At 72.5% G+C, this 19,916-nt stretch carries 23 protein-coding genes; 11 read left to right on the forward strand and 12 right to left on the reverse strand.

The annotated features are described in order from the left end of the window. The first annotated feature begins 61 nt into the window (after nt 1–61). From ACZ46W_RS20310 to ACZ46W_RS20325, 4 genes are all read left to right on the forward strand, one after another. Entirely contained in the window at nt 62–724 is a 663-nt protein-coding gene (locus ACZ46W_RS20310; protein ID WP_468339346.1) for a GOLPH3/VPS74 family protein, read from the forward strand. A gap of 78 nt (nt 725–802) precedes the next feature. Continuing rightward, nucleotides 803–991 (forward strand): hypothetical protein, encoded by a 189-nt coding sequence (locus ACZ46W_RS20315; protein WP_468339348.1) that lies wholly within the window; start codon nt 803–805, stop codon nt 989–991. 180 nt (nt 992–1,171) lie between these two features. Continuing rightward, the gene (locus ACZ46W_RS20320) at nt 1,172–1,495 is read left to right on the forward strand and encodes a hypothetical protein (RefSeq protein WP_468339350.1); all 324 of its coding nucleotides are present in this window, start codon (nt 1,172–1,174) and stop codon (nt 1,493–1,495) included. A gap of 44 nt (nt 1,496–1,539) precedes the next feature. Beyond that, nucleotides 1,540–2,205 carry a hypothetical protein gene (locus tag ACZ46W_RS20325; protein WP_468339352.1) on the forward strand — a complete coding sequence of 222 codons (666 nt, stop codon included), beginning with the start codon at nt 1,540–1,542 and terminating at the stop codon, nt 2,203–2,205. Between the two features lie 9 nt (nt 2,206–2,214). On the opposite strand, the gene ACZ46W_RS20330 is transcribed toward ACZ46W_RS20325, so the two are convergent. Both ACZ46W_RS20330 and ACZ46W_RS20335 read right to left on the reverse strand, forming a co-directional pair. Continuing rightward, nucleotides 2,215–2,457, reverse strand: coding sequence for a DUF397 domain-containing protein (locus ACZ46W_RS20330; protein ID WP_468339354.1), 243 nt, complete (start codon nt 2,455–2,457; stop codon nt 2,215–2,217). After that, nucleotides 2,454–3,230 (reverse strand): helix-turn-helix domain-containing protein, encoded by a 777-nt coding sequence (locus tag ACZ46W_RS20335; RefSeq protein WP_468339356.1) that lies wholly within the window; start codon nt 3,228–3,230, stop codon nt 2,454–2,456. Before ACZ46W_RS20335 ends, ACZ46W_RS20330 begins: the two co-directional genes overlap by 4 nt. A gap of 123 nt (nt 3,231–3,353) precedes the next feature. On the opposite strand from ACZ46W_RS20335, the gene ACZ46W_RS20340 reads away from it, so the two are divergent. Further along, the gene (locus ACZ46W_RS20340) at nt 3,354–3,764 is read left to right on the forward strand and encodes a hypothetical protein (protein WP_468339358.1); all 411 of its coding nucleotides are present in this window, start codon (nt 3,354–3,356) and stop codon (nt 3,762–3,764) included. Here ACZ46W_RS20340 and ACZ46W_RS20345 read toward each other — a convergent pair. Further along, the gene (locus tag ACZ46W_RS20345) at nt 3,730–4,146 is read right to left on the reverse strand and encodes a Zn-ribbon domain-containing OB-fold protein (RefSeq protein WP_468339360.1); all 417 of its coding nucleotides are present in this window, start codon (nt 4,144–4,146) and stop codon (nt 3,730–3,732) included. The genes ACZ46W_RS20340 and ACZ46W_RS20345 overlap by 35 nt on opposite strands. Further along, nucleotides 4,143–4,598, reverse strand: coding sequence for a DoxX family protein (locus ACZ46W_RS20350; RefSeq protein ID WP_468339362.1), 456 nt, complete (start codon nt 4,596–4,598; stop codon nt 4,143–4,145). The genes ACZ46W_RS20345 and ACZ46W_RS20350 overlap by 4 nt, the downstream gene beginning before the upstream one ends. A 117-nt stretch (nt 4,599–4,715) precedes the next feature. On the opposite strand from ACZ46W_RS20350, the gene ACZ46W_RS20355 reads away from it, so the two are divergent. The 4 genes from ACZ46W_RS20355 (at nt 4,716) to ACZ46W_RS20370 (ending at nt 9,003) form a co-directional block, all read left to right on the forward strand. Then, nucleotides 4,716–5,261, forward strand: coding sequence for a hypothetical protein (locus ACZ46W_RS20355; RefSeq protein ID WP_468339364.1), 546 nt, complete (start codon nt 4,716–4,718; stop codon nt 5,259–5,261). Between the two features lie 91 nt (nt 5,262–5,352). Next, entirely contained in the window at nt 5,353–7,575 is a 2,223-nt protein-coding gene (locus ACZ46W_RS20360; RefSeq protein WP_468339366.1) for an acetate--CoA ligase family protein, read from the forward strand. Next, a complete protein-coding gene (locus ACZ46W_RS20365) occupies nt 7,566–8,399 on the forward strand; it encodes an enoyl-CoA hydratase/isomerase family protein (RefSeq protein ID WP_468339368.1) in 834 nt (277 codons plus the stop codon). The genes ACZ46W_RS20360 and ACZ46W_RS20365 overlap by 10 nt, the downstream gene beginning before the upstream one ends. Nucleotides 8,400–8,418: 19 nt before the next feature. After that, a complete protein-coding gene (locus ACZ46W_RS20370) occupies nt 8,419–9,003 on the forward strand; it encodes a flavin reductase family protein (RefSeq protein WP_468339850.1) in 585 nt (194 codons plus the stop codon). Here ACZ46W_RS20370 and ACZ46W_RS20375 read toward each other — a convergent pair. Then, entirely contained in the window at nt 8,993–10,312 is a 1,320-nt protein-coding gene (locus ACZ46W_RS20375; protein WP_468339370.1) for an MFS transporter, read from the reverse strand. The genes ACZ46W_RS20370 and ACZ46W_RS20375 overlap by 11 nt on opposite strands. Before the next feature lie 59 nt (nt 10,313–10,371). Between ACZ46W_RS20375 and ACZ46W_RS20380 the strand changes: the two genes are divergently transcribed. Beyond that, complete coding sequence (locus ACZ46W_RS20380) at nt 10,372–11,367, forward strand: GlxA family transcriptional regulator (protein WP_468339372.1); 996 nt, start codon at nt 10,372–10,374, stop codon at nt 11,365–11,367. Between the two features lie 13 nt (nt 11,368–11,380). On the opposite strand, the gene ACZ46W_RS20385 is transcribed toward ACZ46W_RS20380, so the two are convergent. The 3 genes from ACZ46W_RS20385 to ACZ46W_RS20395 are packed head-to-tail and all read right to left on the reverse strand — an operon-like array spanning nt 11,381 to nt 14,474. Then, a complete protein-coding gene (locus ACZ46W_RS20385) occupies nt 11,381–12,433 on the reverse strand; it encodes an alcohol dehydrogenase catalytic domain-containing protein (protein WP_468339374.1) in 1,053 nt (350 codons plus the stop codon). Then, on the reverse strand, nt 12,430–13,554 hold the full coding sequence (locus ACZ46W_RS20390; protein WP_468339376.1) for an acyl-CoA dehydrogenase family protein: 1,125 nt from the start codon (nt 13,552–13,554) through the stop codon (nt 12,430–12,432). Before ACZ46W_RS20390 ends, ACZ46W_RS20385 begins: the two co-directional genes overlap by 4 nt. An 8-nt stretch (nt 13,555–13,562) precedes the next feature. Further along, on the reverse strand, nt 13,563–14,474 hold the full coding sequence (locus tag ACZ46W_RS20395; protein WP_468339378.1) for an SDR family oxidoreductase: 912 nt from the start codon (nt 14,472–14,474) through the stop codon (nt 13,563–13,565). 98 nt (nt 14,475–14,572) lie between these two features. Between ACZ46W_RS20395 and ACZ46W_RS20400 the strand changes: the two genes are divergently transcribed. After that, on the forward strand, nt 14,573–15,499 hold the full coding sequence (locus ACZ46W_RS20400) for a cyclase family protein (RefSeq protein WP_468339380.1): 927 nt from the start codon (nt 14,573–14,575) through the stop codon (nt 15,497–15,499). Nucleotides 15,500–15,753: 254 nt separating this feature from the next. On the opposite strand, the gene ACZ46W_RS20405 is transcribed toward ACZ46W_RS20400, so the two are convergent. The 4 genes from ACZ46W_RS20405 to ACZ46W_RS20420 form a co-directional block, all read right to left on the reverse strand. Next, nucleotides 15,754–16,227 carry an ATP-binding protein gene (locus ACZ46W_RS20405; protein ID WP_468339382.1) on the reverse strand — a complete coding sequence of 158 codons (474 nt, stop codon included), beginning with the start codon at nt 16,225–16,227 and terminating at the stop codon, nt 15,754–15,756. Nucleotides 16,228–16,665: 438 nt separating this feature from the next. Beyond that, nucleotides 16,666–17,547, reverse strand: coding sequence for an acyl-CoA dehydrogenase family protein (locus ACZ46W_RS20410; protein WP_468339384.1), 882 nt, complete (start codon nt 17,545–17,547; stop codon nt 16,666–16,668). After that, nucleotides 17,544–18,677, reverse strand: coding sequence for an acyl-CoA dehydrogenase family protein (locus ACZ46W_RS20415; RefSeq protein ID WP_468339386.1), 1,134 nt, complete (start codon nt 18,675–18,677; stop codon nt 17,544–17,546). Before ACZ46W_RS20415 ends, ACZ46W_RS20410 begins: the two co-directional genes overlap by 4 nt. Then, nucleotides 18,677–19,867, reverse strand: coding sequence for an amidohydrolase family protein (locus ACZ46W_RS20420; protein ID WP_468339388.1), 1,191 nt, complete (start codon nt 19,865–19,867; stop codon nt 18,677–18,679). Before ACZ46W_RS20420 ends, ACZ46W_RS20415 begins: the two co-directional genes overlap by 1 nt. Nucleotides 19,868–19,916: the final 49 nt, after the last annotated feature.

A 19,916-nucleotide genomic window follows, 5' to 3' on the forward strand; every position in this document is an offset into this window, starting at 1 on the left:
CAACCCCGCGGGGTCGTTTCCGCGTCGACACGTATGACCGGAACGATCAAGGGGGATGACCATGGCCGTCACGCTGGGCGAGGAGATCGCGCTGCTGTCGCTGGACGACGAGTCGGGGGCCGCGAAGGAGCGTTCGTCGGCCGGCTGGGCCGTGGCGGGCGGCATCCTGCTGGAGCTGGCCATGGCCGGGCGGGTGTCGGTGACCGACGGCCGCCTGGAGGTGACCGACCCGACGCCCACCGGAAACGCGCTGCTCGACGGGCGCCTGGCGCAGCTCGGCGAGTGGACGCGGCGCAAGAGCAGGCGCAAGGTGGCCGACTGGCTGACCAAGGACCAGTCGAAGGCGGTGAACGCGACCGTGGCGAGCCTGTGCGAGCGCGGCCTCGTCGTCGAGGAGGCGAGCCGGGTGCTCGGCCTCTTCCCGGTGCGCCGCTACCCGGAGGCGGACGGCTCGGTCGAGCGCGAGCTGCGCGAGCGGCTGGCGTCGGTGGTCGTGCACGGTGCGGAGCCCGACGGCCGCACCGGCGGGCTGATCGCCCTGCTGCACGCCGCCAAACTGCACCGGCTGGCGTTCCCCGAACTGCCGCGCAAGCAGGTGCAGTCCCGCATGGCGGAGATCGCCGACGGCCAGTGGGCGGGCGACGGAGTGCGTGAGGCGATCCGGAACATGCAGGCCGCGATGGTGGCGATCACGGTGGCCACCACGACCAGCGTGATGCTCTGACCTCAACACCTCGCCGTCCGGCGGAAACCTCAGATCTTCGCTGTCACCTTCAGTGGTGTCAGCACGGCCAACGCCACCGTGCAGGGCACGGCCGCCGACGGCACTTTCAACCGCGCTGCCGCCGAGGCGAAGTTCGGCAAGGAGTTCGCCGACGCTGTGGAGGCGCAGATCGCCGAGCAGCGTGCGGCTGCCGCGCCCAACCCCAAGGCGTCGTCCAAGCTGCGTGCCGCCGCGGCGGCCTCGGCGGCGCCACCTCGGCCATCATGAACAAGCTGTCGGAGAAGAAGTGGTCCGACGCCGCCCGGCTGATCACCAAGAAGGCGGCCAGGTGGAACCACCGCCAGCCCAGCACCAGGCCCAGTGCGAGCAGCAGCACCACTTCTCCGCTGCCACCCGTGGCCACCGACCGCCACCGTGGCGCTCCGAGTCGCCTCGTACGCTTCAGCCATGTCCGTCAACATCACATTCACCCTCGCCGTCACCGCCCTGAAGGACGAGGCCCAGGCACGCGAGGTGGTGCGCTCGCTGGACGAGGTCATGGAGGACGAGCGCATCCAGGACCAGGTGAACCTGGGTGTCGCCTGGGACGAGGACGGGACGGTCTTCGTGTCTGGGGAGACCGACTTCCCGCTGAGCATCACACGGTTCCACCTCTGGCAGCCCGAGTTCGAGAGCTATGTGAAGTTCGCCGTCGACGAGGTCGCACCGGAGGCGAAGCTCACCCTCGACTGGGGATACCCGGACCTCGAACGCCGAGCGGTCGTGGGGTAGGTTGAACACGTTCAGTTGAACGTGTTCAACACAAGGGGGTGCTCATGGGGACAGAGACCAGGCGCGTGCACGGGCTGCGGCGCGCCCTCGTTGCGGGTGCGGTGATCGCCACCCTGCCGGGCCTTCTGTTCACGCTGACCAGCTACCTCTTCCCGCTGCACATCCTGACGGCCCTGCCCGTCGCGGTCCCCCTCTTCCTGCCGCGCCGCCCCACGGCCTTCACCCGCGCCTGTGCGATCACGGCGCTGTTCCTCCTGGCGTGGGGACTCCTGGGCTTCCTGGCCGGCATGTTCGTCTTCTGGCCGTCCGCCCTGTTGCTGCTGCTGGCCGCCTTCGCCGACCCCCGCAAGCGACCGGTCACCGCGAAGGTCATGGGCGTGGCGGGCGGACTGGTGATGGCGGGGCTCCTCACCGCCACCGCCCTGTTCGTCTGGCACATGCACGTCGCCCCCGCCATGGCGGAACCCCACACCTACCGGGCGGTGACCGATCCGGACACCTTCTACGAGGGGCTCGGCGCCCACGACGCACACCTGAAGCGGTTCGGCGCGACCAGCGTGACGGGCACCGCGAACGATGACGCCCACTACCTGGACGTCCGCTTCCCCGACGACCTCCCCGAAGAGCGGCGGGCGACCCTGAAGCGGGAGATCGAGCAACTGCCGGGCGTCAGCCGCGTCGACCTCTGCCCGGTCCGCGACTGCGGCTGACGCCCGCCGTCAGCGGCCGGCCGCGTCCGCGACGAACGCCGCCCACGCGTCGGCCCCCACCGCGAAGGTGGGGCCATCGGCGAGCTTGGAGTCGCGTACGTGCACGGCGTGCGGGCAGGCGGCGACCTCGACGCACGCGCCGCCCTCGTTGGTGCTGTAGCTGGACTTGCGCCAGTCGTAGGCGACTTCGACGCACTCGCCGCCCTCGTTGCCGCTGTAACTGCTCTTGAACCAGACCAGGCCGGGGGTCATAGCTTCGCCGCCATCCTCTCGATCAGTTCCACGGACTCCCAGGGCGTCAGCGCCTGGGCCCGCAGCGCGCCGAAGAGGTCGTTGAGCCGGTTGACCTCTTCGGGTTTCGAGATCAACGTATCCCCGCCGTGCGCCTCCGTGTACCCCAGATTGCGTCCTTCTCGGGTGCTCAGTAGCTTCATCGGCCCCATCAGCCCCGCGTGCACCGACCGCTGCGTCGGCATCACCTGTACCGTCAGGTGGTTCCTGACCCGGACCGACTCCAGCACATGCAGGAGCTGCTCCTTGAGCACCGACTCCCCACCGATGGGCCGCTGGAACACCGATTCCTCGACCACGTAGCTGACGATCGCCTTGGGCCTGCGGTCCAGCACTTCCTGCCGCTCCAGCCTCGCCTGCACGTGCCGGTCGATCTCGTCCGGCTCGTACATCGGCACCCGCGTCTCGTACAGCGCCCGCACGTACGCCGGGGTCTGCAACAACCCCGGCACGACCATGCACTCGTACGCGCTGATGCTCGCCGCGTCCGCCTCCGTCCGCTTCCAGTTCAGGAACTTCGGCGAGTACTTCTCCTCCTCCATCAGCTCCACGCACGACCTGAGCACCCCCTGCGCGCCCAGCGCCGCGTCCGCGTCGACGAGGAACGCCGTCGTCGGGATGCGTTCCGCCCGTTCGTACGCGCCGACCAGCGACTCCGACATCAGCAGCCGGTCCGCGAGGTCCTTCTGCGTCAGGTCCGCCATGGCGCGGAACTTCTTGACCAGCTCGCCCACGTGCCTCCGCGCCGGCGAGGGCTCACCACTCGATCCCACAACCGTCACCGTCCTTCCCACACCGCCCCGAAGTGGATCGTGTCCCCCTGGTCACGCTACGCAACCGCCCCGATCCTCGTAGCCATGACGAGCAACAAACTCCCCGATTGGGTTCCCGCGTCCGGACTGCAACTGCACCTGGCCGGAATCCACTTCGACGCGATCCGCGTGCGCGGCGTCCGGGGCGAGGCCGTGCTGCACCACCTCGGCGACGTCAGCGACGGGCGGCCCGGTCCCGTCGTGCGGGAGGTCGCGGGCGGACGGTGGACGTACTTCCTGATCCCGCCCGGGAGCAGCAAGGAGTACGCGTGGCCACCGGGCGCGGCCTGTTTCGGGCCCTGCGCACGGGACCAGTACGTGGGCATCCCGGCTGCGCACGGCAACACGTACCCGCTGTCGTGGCGGTGCGGTCCGCCCGCCGAGGGCGAGTTCGTCGACCCGGAGCTGCTCCACGAGGTGGTCACGGCGCAGTTGTGCGTGGCGCCCCGGGAGTGAAGACCGGCACCGCGACGTCGCCCTCCGCGCGGAAGGCGACCGTCAGCTCCATGCCGATCCGCAGGTTCGCCTCCGGGCAGTCCACGACCTGGGTCATCATGCGCGGGCCTTCGGCGAGGTCGACGACGGCGGCCGTGTAGGGGGTGCGGTCGCCGAACGGCGGCAGGTCGTTGCGGTGGACGACGGACCACGTGTAGAGGGTGGCCCGGCCGCTCGCCCGCTCCCAGGTGACGTCATCGCTCCAGCAGTGCGGGCAGAACTCGCGGGGGTAGTGGTGGGCCCGCCCGCAGGCGCCGCACCTGCGCACGAGCAGGCGGCCCTCGGCGGCGGCGTCCCAGTAGGGGCGGGTGAAGGCGTCGATGCCGGGGTCGGCGGCGCTCATGCGCCGAGCCAGCCGATCGCGTGGTCGAGGGACCAGGTCTGCCACGACACGGCGAACAGAGCCACGAGCGAGATGAGCGCCATCATGGCGTTCTGCCCCTGCTCGGCCCAGTCATGGATCATGAGCGTGAAGTACAGCAGGTTGAGGAGGAGCCCCCCGACCAGGGCGACCGGGGTGAGGAAGCCGGTGACGAGACCCAGACCGAGGGCGAGTTCGGCGTAGACCACGACGTACGCCATCAGCCCGGGCCTGGGCGCGACGACCTTGTCGAAGCCGGTGCGTACCGCCGCCCAGCGATGCTTGCCGGCGACGTCCGCGGCCCAGGCGATGCCCGTGCCGCGTTCGAACCAGCCCTTCTTGTCCTTGTGGCGCCAGCTCTCCAGCCACCACAGCCCGAGGCCGATGCGGAGGACGGCGAGCCATTCGGCGCCGCTGAGCCAGACGGTCTGCATTCCGGACCACCCTTCGCCAAAGCTGACGGTACGTCAGTTCAGCGGTTCCGTGGACGGTACGCAAGGGGGCCCGGCATGGTGCTCTGGACCGGCACGCGCTGAAACAAGGGGGAATGGATGGCTTTCTGGGATCAGGCTCCGGCTCTGATCGGCGTCGTCATAGGGGCGGTCGGCTCCTACCTGGCGGCGAGCCTCACGGAGCGCAGCCGCTGGCGGCGGGCGAGGGCCGAACGCTGGGACGAGCAGAGGTTCCACACGTACGCGAGCTACGCGAACACCCTGAAGGCACAGATACGCATCGCCCAGCGCATCGGCGCATACCGGGGCCTTGAACACGTCACGGACCCACTGCGACCCGAGGAGGGGCTGCCCCAGCTCGCGGAGGCGGAGTCACGGCGGGCGGCGGAGTGGGAGTCGGTCCTGCTCGTCGGGGACGCCGAAACCATCGCGGCGGCACGCGCATGGCACGAAGCCGTCTGGAACGTGGAGCTGTACGCGCGCGGACTGCGGGACGACCCTGCCGGATGGGCGGAGGCCGTACAGCGGGTGAGCCTGGCACGTGACGCCTTCTACGCCCGCGCCCGGCGGGACCTCGGCATCGCGGGGCCTCCGCCGCCGCCGGGCAACTGGCCACGGACCTGGCAGAAGATCGAAGCGGAATGAGGTCCGTGCGCGGCTGTTCCTGACTGAGCGTCAGTTCGCTAATCTGACAGAGCGTCAGCTAAAGCCTCCGACGAGCAGGAGCGGCGGAACGATGCTTGGATCGACCCACGGCACCCTCACCACCGACCTCCGCGCCCGTGTGGTGGCCTGCGGGCGGACCACCGGCGCGGCCGTCCACGGCACCGCCGCCGCCGAGGGCGACCTGGACGTCGGCGGCCGCCCACTGCACGCCCCCGTCCCGGACCTGGACCCACTGTTCCGGCCCGGGTCGGTCGCCGTCGTCGGGGCGTCCGACACCGAGGGCCGCCCCAACACCGGGGTCACCAGGCAGCTCCTCCGCTGGGCCGAGCGGGTCGGCGCCCGCCTGTACCCCGTGCACCCGGGCCGCCGTTCGGTCTTCGGCCTCGGCTGCGTACCCTCCGTCGCCGACCTGCCCGAACCCGTCGACGTCGCCGTGCTCCTGGTCGCGGACCCGCTGCCGGTCGTCGAGGAACTCGGCGCGGCGAAGGCCAAGTTCGCCGTGGCCTTCGCCTCCGGGTTCGCCGAGACCGGCCCGGCGGGCGCCGCCGCCCAGGCGCGGCTCGCGGCCGCCGCCGAACGCTCCGGGGTACGGCTGCTCGGCCCCAACACCAACCTGAACGCCTTCGAGGAGTTCCGCGACGACCTCGACGGCCCCGCCATCGCCCTGATCACCCAGTCCGGCCACCAGGGCCGCCCGCTGTACGCGTTGCAGGAGCTGGGCGTACGCCTCTCCCACTGGGCGCCCACCGGCAACGAGGCCGACCTGGAGGCCGCCGACTTCCTCTCCTACTTCGCCGAGCGCCCCGAGGTCGGGGCCGTCGCCTGCTACCTGGAGGGCATCAAGGACGGCCGCTCCTTCCTGCTCGCCGCCGACCGCGCGGCCCGGCGCGGCGTGCCCGTCGTCGCCGTGAAGGTCGGCCGCACCCCGGCCGGTTCCCGGACGGCCGCGTCCCACACGGGCAAGCTCACCGGCGCGGACCAGGTGGTGGACGCGGCCATGCGGCAGTTCGGCGTGATCAGGGTCGACGCCCTCGACGAACTCCAGGACACCGCCACCCTGCTCGCCCGGGCCCGCCGGCCGGTCGCCGACGGCGTCGTGGTCTATTCGATCTCCGGCGGCACGGGCGCCCACTTCGCGGACCTCGCCACGGCGGCCGGGCTGCGACTGCCGGCCCTGTCCCGGGAGAAGCAGGACGAGCTCCACCAGTGGATACCCGACTACCTGAACGTCGCCAACCCCGTCGACAACGGCGGCCACCCGGTCGGCGACTGGCGCGGCCGGAAGATCATCGAAGCGATCCTGGAGGACCCGGACGTCGGCGTCCTGATCTGCCCGATCACCGGCCCCTTCCCGCCCATGAGCGACAAGCTCGCCCAGGACCTGGTGGACGCGGCGGAGCGGACGGACAAGCTGATCTGTGTGGTGTGGGGCTCCCCCGTCGGCACCGAGGCCGCCTACCGCGAGACGCTCCTCGGCTCCTCGCGCGTCGCCACCTTCCGCACGTTCGGCAACTGCGTCACCGCCGTCAAGGCCTACCTGGACCACCACCGGTTCACCCGGGCCTACCGCTCCCCCTTCGACGAGGCGCCGCGCACGCCGTCCCCCTCGTACCGCAAGGCGCAGGCCCTGCTGCGCCCGGGCCACCGTCTGAGCGAGCACGCGGCCAAGCAGCTCCTTCGGGCGTACGGCATCCGCGTACCGCGCGAGCAGCTCGTGACCAGCGCGGCGGCGGCCGTGCGGGCGGCGAGCCTGGTGGGGTATCCGGTGGTGATGAAGGCGTCCGCCCCGCAGCTCGCCCACAAGACGGAACTCGGCCTGGTCCGGCTCGGGCTGACGTCCGCGAGCCAGGTCCGCGACACGTACCGCGAGCTGACCGACATCGCCCGCTGCGAAGGGGCCGAGCCGGACGGCATCCTGGTCTGCCAGATGGTCGACCCGGGCGTCGAGATGGTGGTGGGCGTGACGCACGACGAGCTGTTCGGCCCCACCGTCACCGTGGGGCTCGGCGGCGTCCTGGTGGAGGTGTTGCGGGACACGGCCGTGCGCGTGCCGCCCTTCGGGGAGGACCAGGCGCGGGCCATGCTCGGCGAACTGCGCGGCCGGGCCCTGCTGGACGGCGTACGGGGCGGGCCACCGAGGGACGTGGACGCGCTCGTGGAGGTCGTGCTGCGGGTGCAGCGGATGGCGCTGGAACTGGGCGACGGGCTGGCGGAGCTGGACATCAACCCGCTGATGGTGCTGGAGCGCGGGCAGGGCGCGGTGGCGCTGGACGCGTTGGCGGTGTGCCGGTGACCGGGCCTGCGACCGGACCGGAGACCGGGCCTGTGACCGGGCCGGTGCTCCACGCCACCGAGGACGGCGTCTCGTGGATCACCCTCAACCGCCCCGAGGCGATGAACGCCCTCGCGCCCGGCCAGCGCGACCGGATCATCGCGCTGCTCGCCGACGCGTCCGCCGACCCCGGCGTACGGGCCGTCGTCCTCACCGCCACGGGCAGGGGCTTCTGCGCCGGGGCCGATCTGCGCGCCACGGGGGCCACGGGCCGGGAGCGGGTCGCGGGCGACGTGGCGCGGACCGTCCGGCTCGGGGCGCAGCGCCTGATCGCCGCCGTACTGGACTGCGAGAAGCCGGTGATCGCGGCCGTGAACGGCACGGCCGCCGGGATCGGCGCGCACCTGGCGTTCGCCTGCGACCTGGTGCTGGCGGCCGAATCGGCGCGGTTCATCGAGGTGTTCGTGCGCCGGGGTCTGGTCCCGGACGGCGGCGGGGCGTATCTGCTGCCCCGCCTGGTCGGGCCGCAGCGCGCGAAGGAGCTGATGTTCTTCGGTGACGCGGTCGCGGCGCGGGACGCCGAGCGGATCGGCCTGGTCAACCGGGTCGTGCCCGACGAGGAGCTGGAGAAGACGGCCCGGGCCTGGGCGGAACGTCTCGCCACCGGTCCGACGCGCGCCCTCGCCCTGACCAAGCAGTTGGTCAACGCCTCGCTGGACGCCGACCGCGCCACCGCGTTCGCCGCCGAGGCCGCGGCGCAGGAGATCACCATGACGACGCACGACGCGAACGAGGGCGTGGCGGGCTTCGTGGCGCGCCGGACGCCCGACTTCAGGGGGAATTGACGTGATGGGACACGCCGGGATGGCCGCGACCGCCGTCCGTTATCTCCGGTCGGTGGGAGCCCCCACGGCCTCCGACCCCTACCGCCCGCTGCGGGCCGTGCGGGACGACGAGCGGCTGCTCGTCGACCCGGCCGAGTTCCGGCGCGTCCTCGGCCACTTCGCGTCGGGGGTCACCGTCGTCGCGGCGTACGACGAGCGGGGCCCCGCCGGCTTCGCCTGCCAGTCCTTCGCGTCCCTGTCGCTGGACCCGCCCCTGGTCGCCTTCATGGTGGCGCGTACGTCGTCCACCTGGCCCCGTATCGCCCGGGCCGGCGCCTTCTGCGTGAACGTCCTGGGCGCGGACCAGGCGGACCTGTGCCGGGCGTTCGCGGTGAGCGCGGCCACGGGGGCCGACAAGTTCGCCGGTGTCGCGTACGAGGCGGCACCGGCGACGGGCTCACCCCGGCTGACGGGCGCCCCCGCCTGGGTGGACTGCGTGGTCCACGCCGTCCACACGGGCGGCGACCACCTGATCGTGGTGGGCCGCGTGGAGGCGCTGGGCGCCGCGGAGGACGGCGACCCGCTGCTGTTCCACCGGGGCAGGTTCGGCCGCTTCAGGCAGTGACCGGCTGCCGTCGCCGGATCACCAGGGCCATCAGGGCGGCCGCCGCGCACAGGGCTCCCGAGGCGTACCAGACGACGTCGTACGAGCCGAAGACGTCCCGCGCCACGCCGCCCGCGAAGGCGACCGCCGCCGCGCCCACCTGGTGGGAGGCGAGCACCCAGCCGAAGACGATCGCCGAGTCGTCCCCGTAGTGCTCGCGGCACAGGGCGATCGTCGGGGGCACCGTGGCGACCCAGTCGAGTCCGTAGAAGACGATGAAGAAGATCATCGGCGGGTGCACGGCCGGCGCCAGCAGCATCGGCAGGAAGAGCAGCGAGACGCCGCGCAGCGCGTAGTACACGGCGAGCAGCCGCCGGGCCTCGAAGCGGTCGGTGAACCAGCCGGACGCGATGGTGCCGACGACGTCGAAGACCCCGATCACCGCGAGGAGCGACGCGGCGGCCGTCATCGGCATGCCGTGGTCGTGCGCGGCGGGCACGAAGTGGGTCTTGACCAGGCCGTTGGTGGACGCGCCGCAGATGGCGAAGGTGCCGGCGAGCAGCCAGAAGGGGCCGATGCGGGCCGCGGAGAGCAGCACCGTCACGGCGCGCCGCGCCGCGCCCGGCACGGGGGCCGGCTTGGGTACGAAGTCGGCGGAGCCGTAGGGCTTGAGCCCCACGTCCGCCGGGTGGTCGCGCAGCAGCAGCCAGACGAACGGCACCACGGCGAGCGCGGACAGGGCGACCGTGACGGCGGCCGGGCGCCAGCCGTGGTGCGTGACGAGCCAGGACAGCAGCGGCAGGAAGACGAGCTGGCCGGAGGCGCCCGCGGCGGTGAGGATGCCGGTCACCAGGCCGCGCCGGGCGGTGAACCACCGGTTGGTGACCGTCGCCGCGAAGGCCAGCGCCATGGAACCGCCGCCGAGGCCGACGAGGACGCCCCAGTACAGGACGAGCTGCCAGGCGGCCGTCATCCACACGGTGAGCAGCGAGCCGGTGGCGATGACCGTCAGCGCCAGGGCCACGACGCGCCGGATGCCGAACCGGTCCATCAGGGCGGCGGCGAACGGCGCCGTCAGGCCGTACAGCGCGAGGTTGACCGAGACGGCGAAGCCGATCGTGCCGCGCGACCAGTCGAACTCGCCGTGCAGCGGCTCGATCAGCAGTCCCGGCAGCGAGACGAAGGCCGCCGCGCCGATGATCGTCACGAACGTGACGGCGGCGACGAACCAGGCGCGGTGGACGCGGGGCGTACGGGGGCGGGGCGGCGGGGCGACCGGCGAGGCGGCCGGGGTGGGGGCAGGGGTTGTCTGGGTCACGTCGGACAGCATCGCGAGCGGCCCGGCACCGTACCAGTGGCCCGGATGACACCCTTCGCTAGGATCGGGCCATGAGCCGGACCGTCCCGCACCGCGTCGTCGTCCTCGCCCTCGCCGGGCTCCTCCCCTTTGAACTGGGGATACCGCACCGCATCTTCGGCCGCGCCAAGGACTCCGAGGGGCGCCCGCTGTACGAGATCGTCACGTGTGGCGTGGCCGCGGGGCCGGTCCCAACCGACGCGGACTTCCTCATCTCCGTCGACCACGGACCCGAGGCCCTCGCCACCGCCGACACGGTCGTCGTCCCGGCCTCCTACGAACTCGGGCCGGTCTACGCGGAGGGCAGGCTCACCGACGAACTGGCCGCCGCGCTCGCCCACATCCGGCCCGGCACCCGGCTGGTGTCCATCTGCACCGGCGGGTACGTGCTGGCCGCCGCCGGTTTCCTCGACGGGCGGCCCGCGACGACCCACTGGGCCTCCGCCGAGCACTTCCAGCGGCTGTTCCCGTCGATCAGGGTCGACGCGGACGTCCTGTTCATCGACGACGGCGACGTCCTCACCTCCGCCGGGGTCGCCGCCGGCGTCGACCTGTGCCTGCACATCGTGCGCCGCGACCACGGGGCGGCCGTCGCCAACGAGGTCGCGCGGCGCACCGTCGTACCGCCCCACCGGGACGGCGGCCAGGCGCAGTTCGTCCACCGGCCCGTCCCGGACCCGCAGTTCGCGACCACCACCACGGCCCGCGCCTGGGCCCTGGAGCGCCTCCACGAGCCGATCCAGCTCCGGGACATGGCGCGGCAGGAGGCGATGAGCGTCCGGACGTTCACGCGCCGCTTCCGCGAGGAGGTGGGCATCAGCCCCGGCCAGTGGCTCACCCAGCAGCGGGTGGAGCGGGCCCGGCACCTGCTGGAGTCCACGGACCTGCCGGTCGACCAGGTCGCCCGCGACGCCGGCTTCGGCACCGCCCAGTCGATGCGCCAGCACCTCCAGGCCGCGCTCGGCGTCCCGCCCACCGTCTACCGCCGTACCTTCCGCGCCACCCGCGCGGATGCCGGCGGCGCCTAGGCCCCTGTCCGGTTCACCGGAATTCGAGCACCGCGCGCGCCACCCGGCCGTGCCGGGCGTCGTCCGCCGCCTTGGCGAAGTCCTCGACCGGGTACGTCTCGGTCACCAGCTCATCGAGCAGCAGCTCGCCCCGCCGGTAGAGGTCGGCGTACAGCGGGATGTCGTGCTGCGGCCGGGAACTGCCGTAGCGGCAGCCGAGGATCGACTTGTCGAGGAACATCGCGGCGGGCGGGAACGCCGCCTCGGCGTCCGGCGACGTCATGCCGAGCAGGACGGCCTGCCCGTGCCGGTCGAGCAGGTCGACGGCCCGCCGTACGAGGCCGGTGTGGCCCACGCACTCGAAGACGTGGTCCGCGCCGCCCGGCAGCACCTCGCGCACGGCGTCCACGTCGCCCAGGAAGTGGGTCGCCCCGAACCGCCGCGCCGCCGCCTCCTTGTCCGCGCGCACGTCGACCGCGACGATCACGGAGGCGCCCGCGAGCCGCGCGCCTTGGAGCACGTTGAGGCCGACGCCGCCGGTACCGATGACGACGACGCTGTCGCCGTGCCCGACCTTGGCGCGGTTGAGGACGGCCCCGACGCCGGTGAGGACCGCGCAGCCGATGAGCGCGGCCGACCGCAGCGGAACGTCCTCCGGTATCCGTACCGCCTGGACCGCCTTGACCACCGTCCGCCGCGCGAAGGCCGAGTTGGAGGCGAACTGGTACACCGGCCGCCCCTCCCGCGTGAACGGCGTCCCCGGCCGGCCGATCGCCCGCCGGCACATCGTCGGCCGCCCCCGGTCGCAGTCGGCGCACGTCCCGCAGTTGGCCAGCGTCGACAGCGCCACATGGTCGCCTGGCGCCACATGGCTCACCCCCGCCCCGACCGCCTCCACGACCCCCGCGCCCTCGTGCCCGAGCACCACCGGCACCGGGAACGGGATCGTCCCGTCGATCACCGACAGGTCGCTGTGGCACAGCCCCGCCGCCGCGATGCCGACCAGCACCTCGCCCGGCCCCGGGTCCCGTACGACGAGGTCGTCGACGACCCGCGCCCGCTCACCGTCGAAGAGAACACCTCTCATGACGACCCCTTCGGCAGGCCGAGCACCCGCTCGGCGATGATGTCGCGCTGGATCTCGTCCGAGCCGCCGTAGATGGTGTCGGCCCGGCTGAACAGGAACATGTGCTGGAGGTCGTCGAGTTCGTACGCGCCCGGCGACCACTCCCCCGGCCCGGTCGCGCCCGCCGCGCCCCGCACCCGCATCGCCAGCTCGCCGAGCCGCTGGTGCCACCGGCCCCACAGCAGCTTGGCCACGCTCGGCGCCCCCGCGTCGGGCGAACTCAGCGTCCGCAGCGCGTTCCACCGCATCACCCGCAGCTCGGCCCACTGCCGTACGAGGGCGTCCCGCAGTACGGGGTCGGCGACCGCGCCACTGTCCACGGCCAGCCGCAGCACCCGCCCCAGCTCCGCCTCGAACCCGATCTGCTGGACGAGCGTCGACACTCCCCGCTCCACCGCCAGCAGCCCCATGGCGACCCGCCAGCCGTCCCCTTCCCGGCCCACCACGTCGGAGGCCTCCGCCCCGTCGAAGAAGACCTCGTTGAACTCACTGGTCCCGGTCATCTGCCGGATCGGCCGCACCTCGATCCGGCCGGGCTGGTCCATGGGCACCAGCAGGAAGGACAGCCCGTGGTGGCGGCGGGAACCGGCCTCCGTCCGGGCCAGGACGAAGCACCAGTCGGCGTCCCGCGCGAGCGAGGTCCAGATCTTCTGCCCGCTGACCCGGTACACGTTCCCGTCCCGCTCGGCGCGCGTCCGCAGCCCCGCGAGGTCCGATCCGGCGCCGGGCTCGCTGTAGCCCTGGCACCACAGTTCCTCGCCCCGCGCGATGGCGGGCAGGTACCGGTCCTTCTGCCGCTGGTCCCCGTAGGCGATCAGCGTCGGCGCGAGGAGCTTCTCGCCGATGTGGCCCACCCGGCCGGGCGCCCCCACGCGCGCGTACTCCTCCGCCCACACGACCTGCTGGGTGAGCGTGGCGCGCCGGTTGCCGTAGCCCTCCGCCTCCCACCCGAGCCCGATCCAGCCGCCCGCGCCGAGCTGCCGTTCCCAGGCGCGGCCGCCCCCACCCCTGGGGTGTGCCGCGAGCCACTCCCGGGCGACGGCCCGGAAGTCCTCGTCCTCCGCCCCGAACGCGAAGTCCATGACCGCCCCTACGCGTTCGGGCGGGACTTGGCGGCCGCCGCCCTGGCCATCTCCTCCAGCCGCTCCAGCAGCGGCATGGGGTCGGTGCCGACCGTGCCGGGCAGGACGTCGGCGATCCGCTCGGGCGTCCAGGGCTCCTGCCCGTACGCGGCCCGCAGCTCGCGCGGCTGCGCCCAGACCGCGATCTTGGGTCCGGCGATCGTGTAGACCTGCCCGGTGATCCTCTCGGCGCGGGCCCGGTCGGAGAGCAGGTAGACGACGAGCGCGGCGACGTCCTCGGGGTCGCCGATCTCCTTGAGCTCCATGGGGACGTTCGCCGACATCCGGGTACGGGCGACGGGCGCGACGGCGTTGGCCGTGACGCCGTACTTGTGCAGGCCGAGGGCGGCGCTGCGGACGAGCGAGATGATGCCCCCCTTGGCGGCGGAGTAGTTGGCCTGGGAGACCGAGCCCTGGTGGTTGCCGCTGGTGAAGCCGATCAGCGTCCCGGCACCCTGCTTCCGCATCACGGCGGACGCGGCCCGGAAGACGGTGAAGGTGCCCTTGAGGTGGGTGGCGATGACGGGGTCCCACTCCTCCTCCGACATGTTGAAGAGCATCCGTTCGCGGAGGATGCCCGCGACGCACACGGCCCCGTCGATCCGGCCGTACCGGGCGAGCGCGGTGTCCACGACGCGCTGCCCGCCCGCCATGGTGGAGATGTCGTCCGCGACGGCGACGGCCTCGCCGCCCGCCGCGACGATCTCCTTGACGACGGCCGCCGCGACCTCGGAGGTGGGTTCGGCGCCCTCGATGGACACGCCGTAGTCGTTGACGACGACCTTGGCGCCCTCGGCGGCACAGGCGAGGGCGACGGCCCGTCCGATGCCCCGCCCGGCGCCGGTCACCACGACGGCCTTGCCTGCCAAGAAGTTCCCCATGCCCGGCTCCCTCCGGCGCCACCACTTCCGCCTTATCTGACGGATCGTTAGATTCTACGGTCCGTCAGATATGCGCGCACAACCCCTGGGAGGGCCCCATGTCACTGCCGGCCGCGTTCCACGAGATCGCCAAGCGCGTCAACAACTGGGGCCGCTGGGGCGAGGACGACGAGCGGGGAACGCTGAACCTGATCACCGACGACGTCGTCCGGGAGGCCGCCCGGGCCGTACGGACCGGACTGCGCGTGCCGCTGGCGCTGGAGCTGCGCCAGGACGGCGTCCAGACGGGCCTCATCCCGGGCCGGGTCAACCCACTGCACGCCATGGTGCAGATCAACCAGGAGCTGTTCGGCCCCGGCACGGTCGCGACCAGCGACGACGCCGTGACGCTCGGGCTCCAGGCGGGCACCCACTGGGACGCCCTCACACACGTCTCGCACTCGGGCCGGATCTACAACGGCCGGCCCGCCTCCTCGATCACCCCGCACGGGCGCAGCGAGTTCAGCGGCATCGACAAGGCGCGGTACGTCGTCTCGCGCGGGGTCCTGCTGGACGTGGCCCGCGCCAAGGGCGTCGAACGACTGCCGGGCGACCACGCGGTGACGCCGGAGGACCTGGACGAGGCGGCGGAGTTCGGCGGGGTGAGCGTCCGGGCGGGCGACATCGTGCTCGTACGGACGGGGCAGGTCCAGGTCTACCTGGCGGGCGACCGGCAGGCGTACGGGTACCCGTCGCCGGGCCTGTCGGTGCGGACGCCCGAGTGGTTCCACGCCCGGGACGTGGCGGCGGTCGCGAACGACACGCTCACCTTCGAGATCTTCCCGCCCGAGATCGAGGACCTTTGGCTGCCGGTGCACGCGCTGCACCTGGTGGAGATGGGGATGCTCCAGGGCCAGAACTGGAACCTGGAGGAACTGTCCACAGCCTGTGCACAGGAGCGCCGGTACGCGTTCCTGCTCTCCGCGATGCCCGAGCCCTTCGTGGGCGCCACGGGAACCCCGGTGGCCCCGGTGGCGGTTCTGTGACGGATCGGCCGGGCACCCCGTGAGCCGGGCGATCCTTGGGTGGCGGCGCACGCATGCGCACCCCGAGCACGGCACGGCGGCCGCCACCCGGCTCCGGCGGGCTCACCCCGAGGGCCCTGAACAGGAGCCGCCGCCGAGCCGCGACCCGTACTCGCCGAGGGCGTCAAGCCCTCGGCGTCCCCTCGCCACGAATCGCTGCTCCAAGGGTGATCAGACGGATACGACCCGTCAACACCTATTCAGAGATACGTCCGTTATGCACCATTTGTGACAGCGCACGACGGCGCATATGCTCCCGGCTCACGCACCACCCCCGTCACAACAGGTGCGCCCCGGTCCACCTCGCACCAGATGCTCTTGCCGGCACCCTCCCGCTGCCACCCCCACCGGTCGGCCAGCCCGTCGACCAGCTCCAGGCCCCGCCCGTTGGTGTCGTCACCGTCGGCGTGACGGGGGCGCGGCGGGCGGGCGCTGGCATCGGCGACCTCCACCCGTACCGTCCCCGCCTCGGCCGCGCCCGCACCGAAGAGCATCCGCAGCACGGCCGGACAGCCGGTGTGCACCACGGCGTTGGTGACGAGTTCCGAAATGAGCAGCACCAGCGTCTCGGCCAGCGGCTCGTCCTCCCCTATCCCGGAACCGGCGAGCCGCGATCGCGCCCATCTCCGGGCACGACCGACCTCTGCTGGATCGGGGCCGATCTCCAACTGCACCTGAAGCACCTGCACCGCTCACACCATCCGAACCGGCGGACACATCGCCTCGCGTCTCACAGTGACCACAGCAGTAACAGTCGTCACTGAATGTGATTTCCTTGTGGGACAGCATGGTTGACGTACAGTCACCGCAACAAGCGCTTCGGGCATATTCCAGCGCGAAGGAGTACGCGTGGTGCATACTGTGCGACGCACGTTGCGGCTAGTCGAACAGGGGGGCGCACCGCGCCACCGAGGGGTACGACAAGGGGTACGAGCGGCGGGCATTCCCGGGCGCGGAGCTGCCGCACGGGCAACACCGGGGCGTCCCAGCCTCTGAACCACTCGCATTCCCCGGAGCGTACCGGAGGCGGGCGCCGACTCCAGGCCGTGACGAGTACTCGCAAGGCAACAACCCGATATCAACGCTGCGTGACCGTCTCACCCTTGAGGTGAGCCCGAGGGAACGCCTCACCCTCCGTCGCACAGCGCGGCCGCACACGCCTCCTCCGCCTCAGCCGTCCCCGTCCACCGCCGGGACCGCACCCACGCCCGCTTCAGGTGCAGGTGCACATCGGCCTCCCAGGTGAAGCCCATCCCGCCGTACACCTGGAGGCAGTCCCGGGCGCCGCGCACGGCCGCCTCGTCCGCCAGCAGCTTGGCGGCGGCGACGTCCACCGGGTCGGCGGTGACGGCGGCCGCGTACACCGCCACGCGCGCCGCCTCCACGCGCTCCAGCATCCCCGCGCACAGGTGGGCCACCGCCTGGAAGGCGCCGATGGGGCGGCCGAACTGTTCGCGCTCGCGCGCGTACCGCGCCGCCATCTCCGTCGTACGCCCCGCGCTGCCGAGCTGTTCGGCGGCGGTGAGCAGCACCGCCACCGGGTCGGCGGGCGCGGCGCCCGCCGGCACCCGGTGCAGCGGCGTCAGCGGGTCGGCCGACCGGACGGGCCGGGCGCCGCGCACCTCACCTCCCCGTACGGCGTCGGCGGCGTCCAGCCACTCCACCAGCGTCCCGTCCACGGCGGTGACGACCGCCTCGCCCTCCGCCGCGCCCTCCACGTGCCCCGCCGCCAGGTGCGTGGCGACCAGCGGCCCGGGCAGCAGCACCCGCCCGGCCTCCTCGAAGGCGAGCACCGCCTCCACCAGCCCCAGCCCGGCCCCGCCGTCCTCCTCCGGCAGCCGCAGCGCGAAGAACCCGGCCGCGCCCAGCTCCCGCCACAGCTTCCGGTCCAGCACGCCCGTGTCCACGGCCGTCCGCAGCGCGTCGCGTCCGAACCGTCCCTCCAGCAGCTCCCGCACGCCCCGCCGCAGCGCCCGCTGGTCGTCGTCGAGCCGGAAATCCACCGTCATCGTCCCTTCGGCAGGCCGAGGACGCGCTCGGCGAGGATGGAGCGCTGGATCTGCGAGGTCCCGGCGGCGATGGTGTACGAGAGCGACGACAGCCGGTCACGGGCCCACTCCCGGTCCAGGTCCAGGGCGTCCGCGCCCAGCACCTCGGCCGCCGCGTCGTACAGCTCCTGGCGCGCGTGCGAGTACCGCAGCTTGAACACCGAACCGCCCGCCCCGGGCACCGTGCCGGTCGCCTCCGCCTCGCTCACGTTCCACTGGACGAGCCGCCACAGGGCGCGGAACTCGGCGCCCAGCCGCCCCAGGCGGCGCCGCAGCACGGGGTCGTCCCAACGGCCGTTGCGGCGGGCCTCGCGCGCCAGTTCGCCCAGGACCCGGCGGCAGGCGACCACCTCTCCGGCGAACGCCGTGCCGCGCTCGTACGACAGGGTGACCATGGTGACCCGCCAGCCGTCGTTCTCCGCGCCCACCCGGTGGGCGACGGGCACGCGGACCTCGTCCAGGAACAGCTCGGCGAACTCGGCCGTCCCGGCGAGCGTGCGCAGCGGCCGCACGGTGACGCCGGGGGCGTCCATGGGCATGGCCAGCCAGGTGATGCCCCGGTGCCTGGGGGCCTCGGGGTCGGTGCGCACCAGCAGTTCGCACCAGTCGGCGACCTCGGCGTGGGAGGTCCAGATCTTCTGCCCGCTGACCACGTAGTGGTCGCCGTCCCGCCACGCGCGCGTGCGCAGGGAGGCGAGGTCCGAGCCCGCGCCGGGTTCACTGAAGCCCTGGCACCACACGTGGTCGCCCTTCAGGATGGGCGGCAGCCACCGCTCGCGCTGCTCGGCCGTGCCCTCGGCGGCGATGGTGGGGCCCGCGTGCAGCAGGCCGACGAAGTTGGCGCCCACGTAGGGCGCGCCGGCCAGCTCGGTCTCCTCCAGGAAGACCAGCCGCAGTGCTGGGGCGGCCGCCCAGTGCAGGTCGCCGTAACCGGCGTCGTACAGCATGCGCTGCCAGGCGGTGTCGTAGGCGCGGCGGGCCGGCCAGTCGGCGGGGTCGGGCTTCGGCGGCAGGCCGGGCAGCACGGCCGTGAGCCACTCCCGCAGCCGCGCCCGGAAGCGCTCTTCCTCCTCCGTGTGGGCCAGGTCCATCAGACGAGGTCCAGGCCGAGCATCCGGATGGCGTTGCCGCGCATCAGCTTGTACGTCGTCTCCTCGTCCAGGCCCTTGACGTGGTCGAGGGCGACCTCCTTGGTGTGCGGGAAGGTGGAGTCGACGTGCGGGTAGTCGGTCTCGAAGGTGGCGTTGTCACGGCCGACCACGTCCAGGGACGCGATGCCGTGCTTGTCGCGGAAGAAGCAGCAGAAGATCTGCCGGTAGTAGTACGTGGACGGCGGCTCGGGGATCAGGTCGCGCACCCCGCCCCAGGCGCGGTGCTCCTCCCACACGTCGTCGGCCCTCTCCAGGGCGTAGGGGATCCAGCCCATCTGCCCCTCGCTGTAGGCGAGCTTCAGCGCCGGGAACCTCACGAGGACGCCGGAGAAGAGGAAGTCCGTCATCGACGCCATGGCGTTGTTGAAGGACAGCGACGCCTGTACGGCGGGCGGGGCGTCGGGGGAGGCCGCCGGCATCTGCGAGGAGGACCCGATGTGCATGTTGACGACCGTCCCGGTCTCCTCACAGACGGCGAAGAAGGGGTCCCAGTACCCGGAGTGGATCGACGGCAGGCCGAGGTAGGTGGGGATCTCGCTGAAGGTGACCGCCCGTACGCCCCGGGCGGCGTTGCGCCGGACCTCGGCGACCGCGAGGCCGATGTCCCACAGCGGGATCAGGCACAGCGGGATGAGCCGTCCGCCGCTGTCGCCGCACCACTCCTCCACCATCCAGTCGTTGTAGGCGCGGACGCAGGCCAGGGCCACCTCCTTGTCCTCGGCCTCGGCGAAGGTCTGCCCGCAGAAGCGGGGGAAGGTGGGGAAGCAGAGCGAGGCCTCGACGTGGTTGAGGTCCATGTCCTCGAGGCGCGCCTTCGGGTCCCAGCAGCCGCGCCGCATCTCGGCCCGGGTGATGCCTTCGAGGGTCATGTCGTCGCGGTCGAAGCCGACGGCGGCGATGTTGCGCTTGTACGGGAACTTCAGGTCCTCGTAGATCCACCAGTCGGCCGGCGGCCCGTCCGGGTCCATGGTGATCCGGTACTTCCCGCCCACGTACTCCAGCTCGCCGATCCCGGTGGTCAGCGGCTTGGGCCCGCGGTCGCGGTACTTGGCCGGGAGCCAGGTCTCGAAGAGGTGCGCCGGTTCGATGACATGGTCGTCGACGCTGATGATCCGAGGCAGTTCCGTCATGACGCCTCCGTTTTCTGACGCTCCGTCAGCTCTGTCGCTCGCAGGCTAG

Source organism: Streptomyces sp. NPDC031064, from assembly GCF_055570965.1.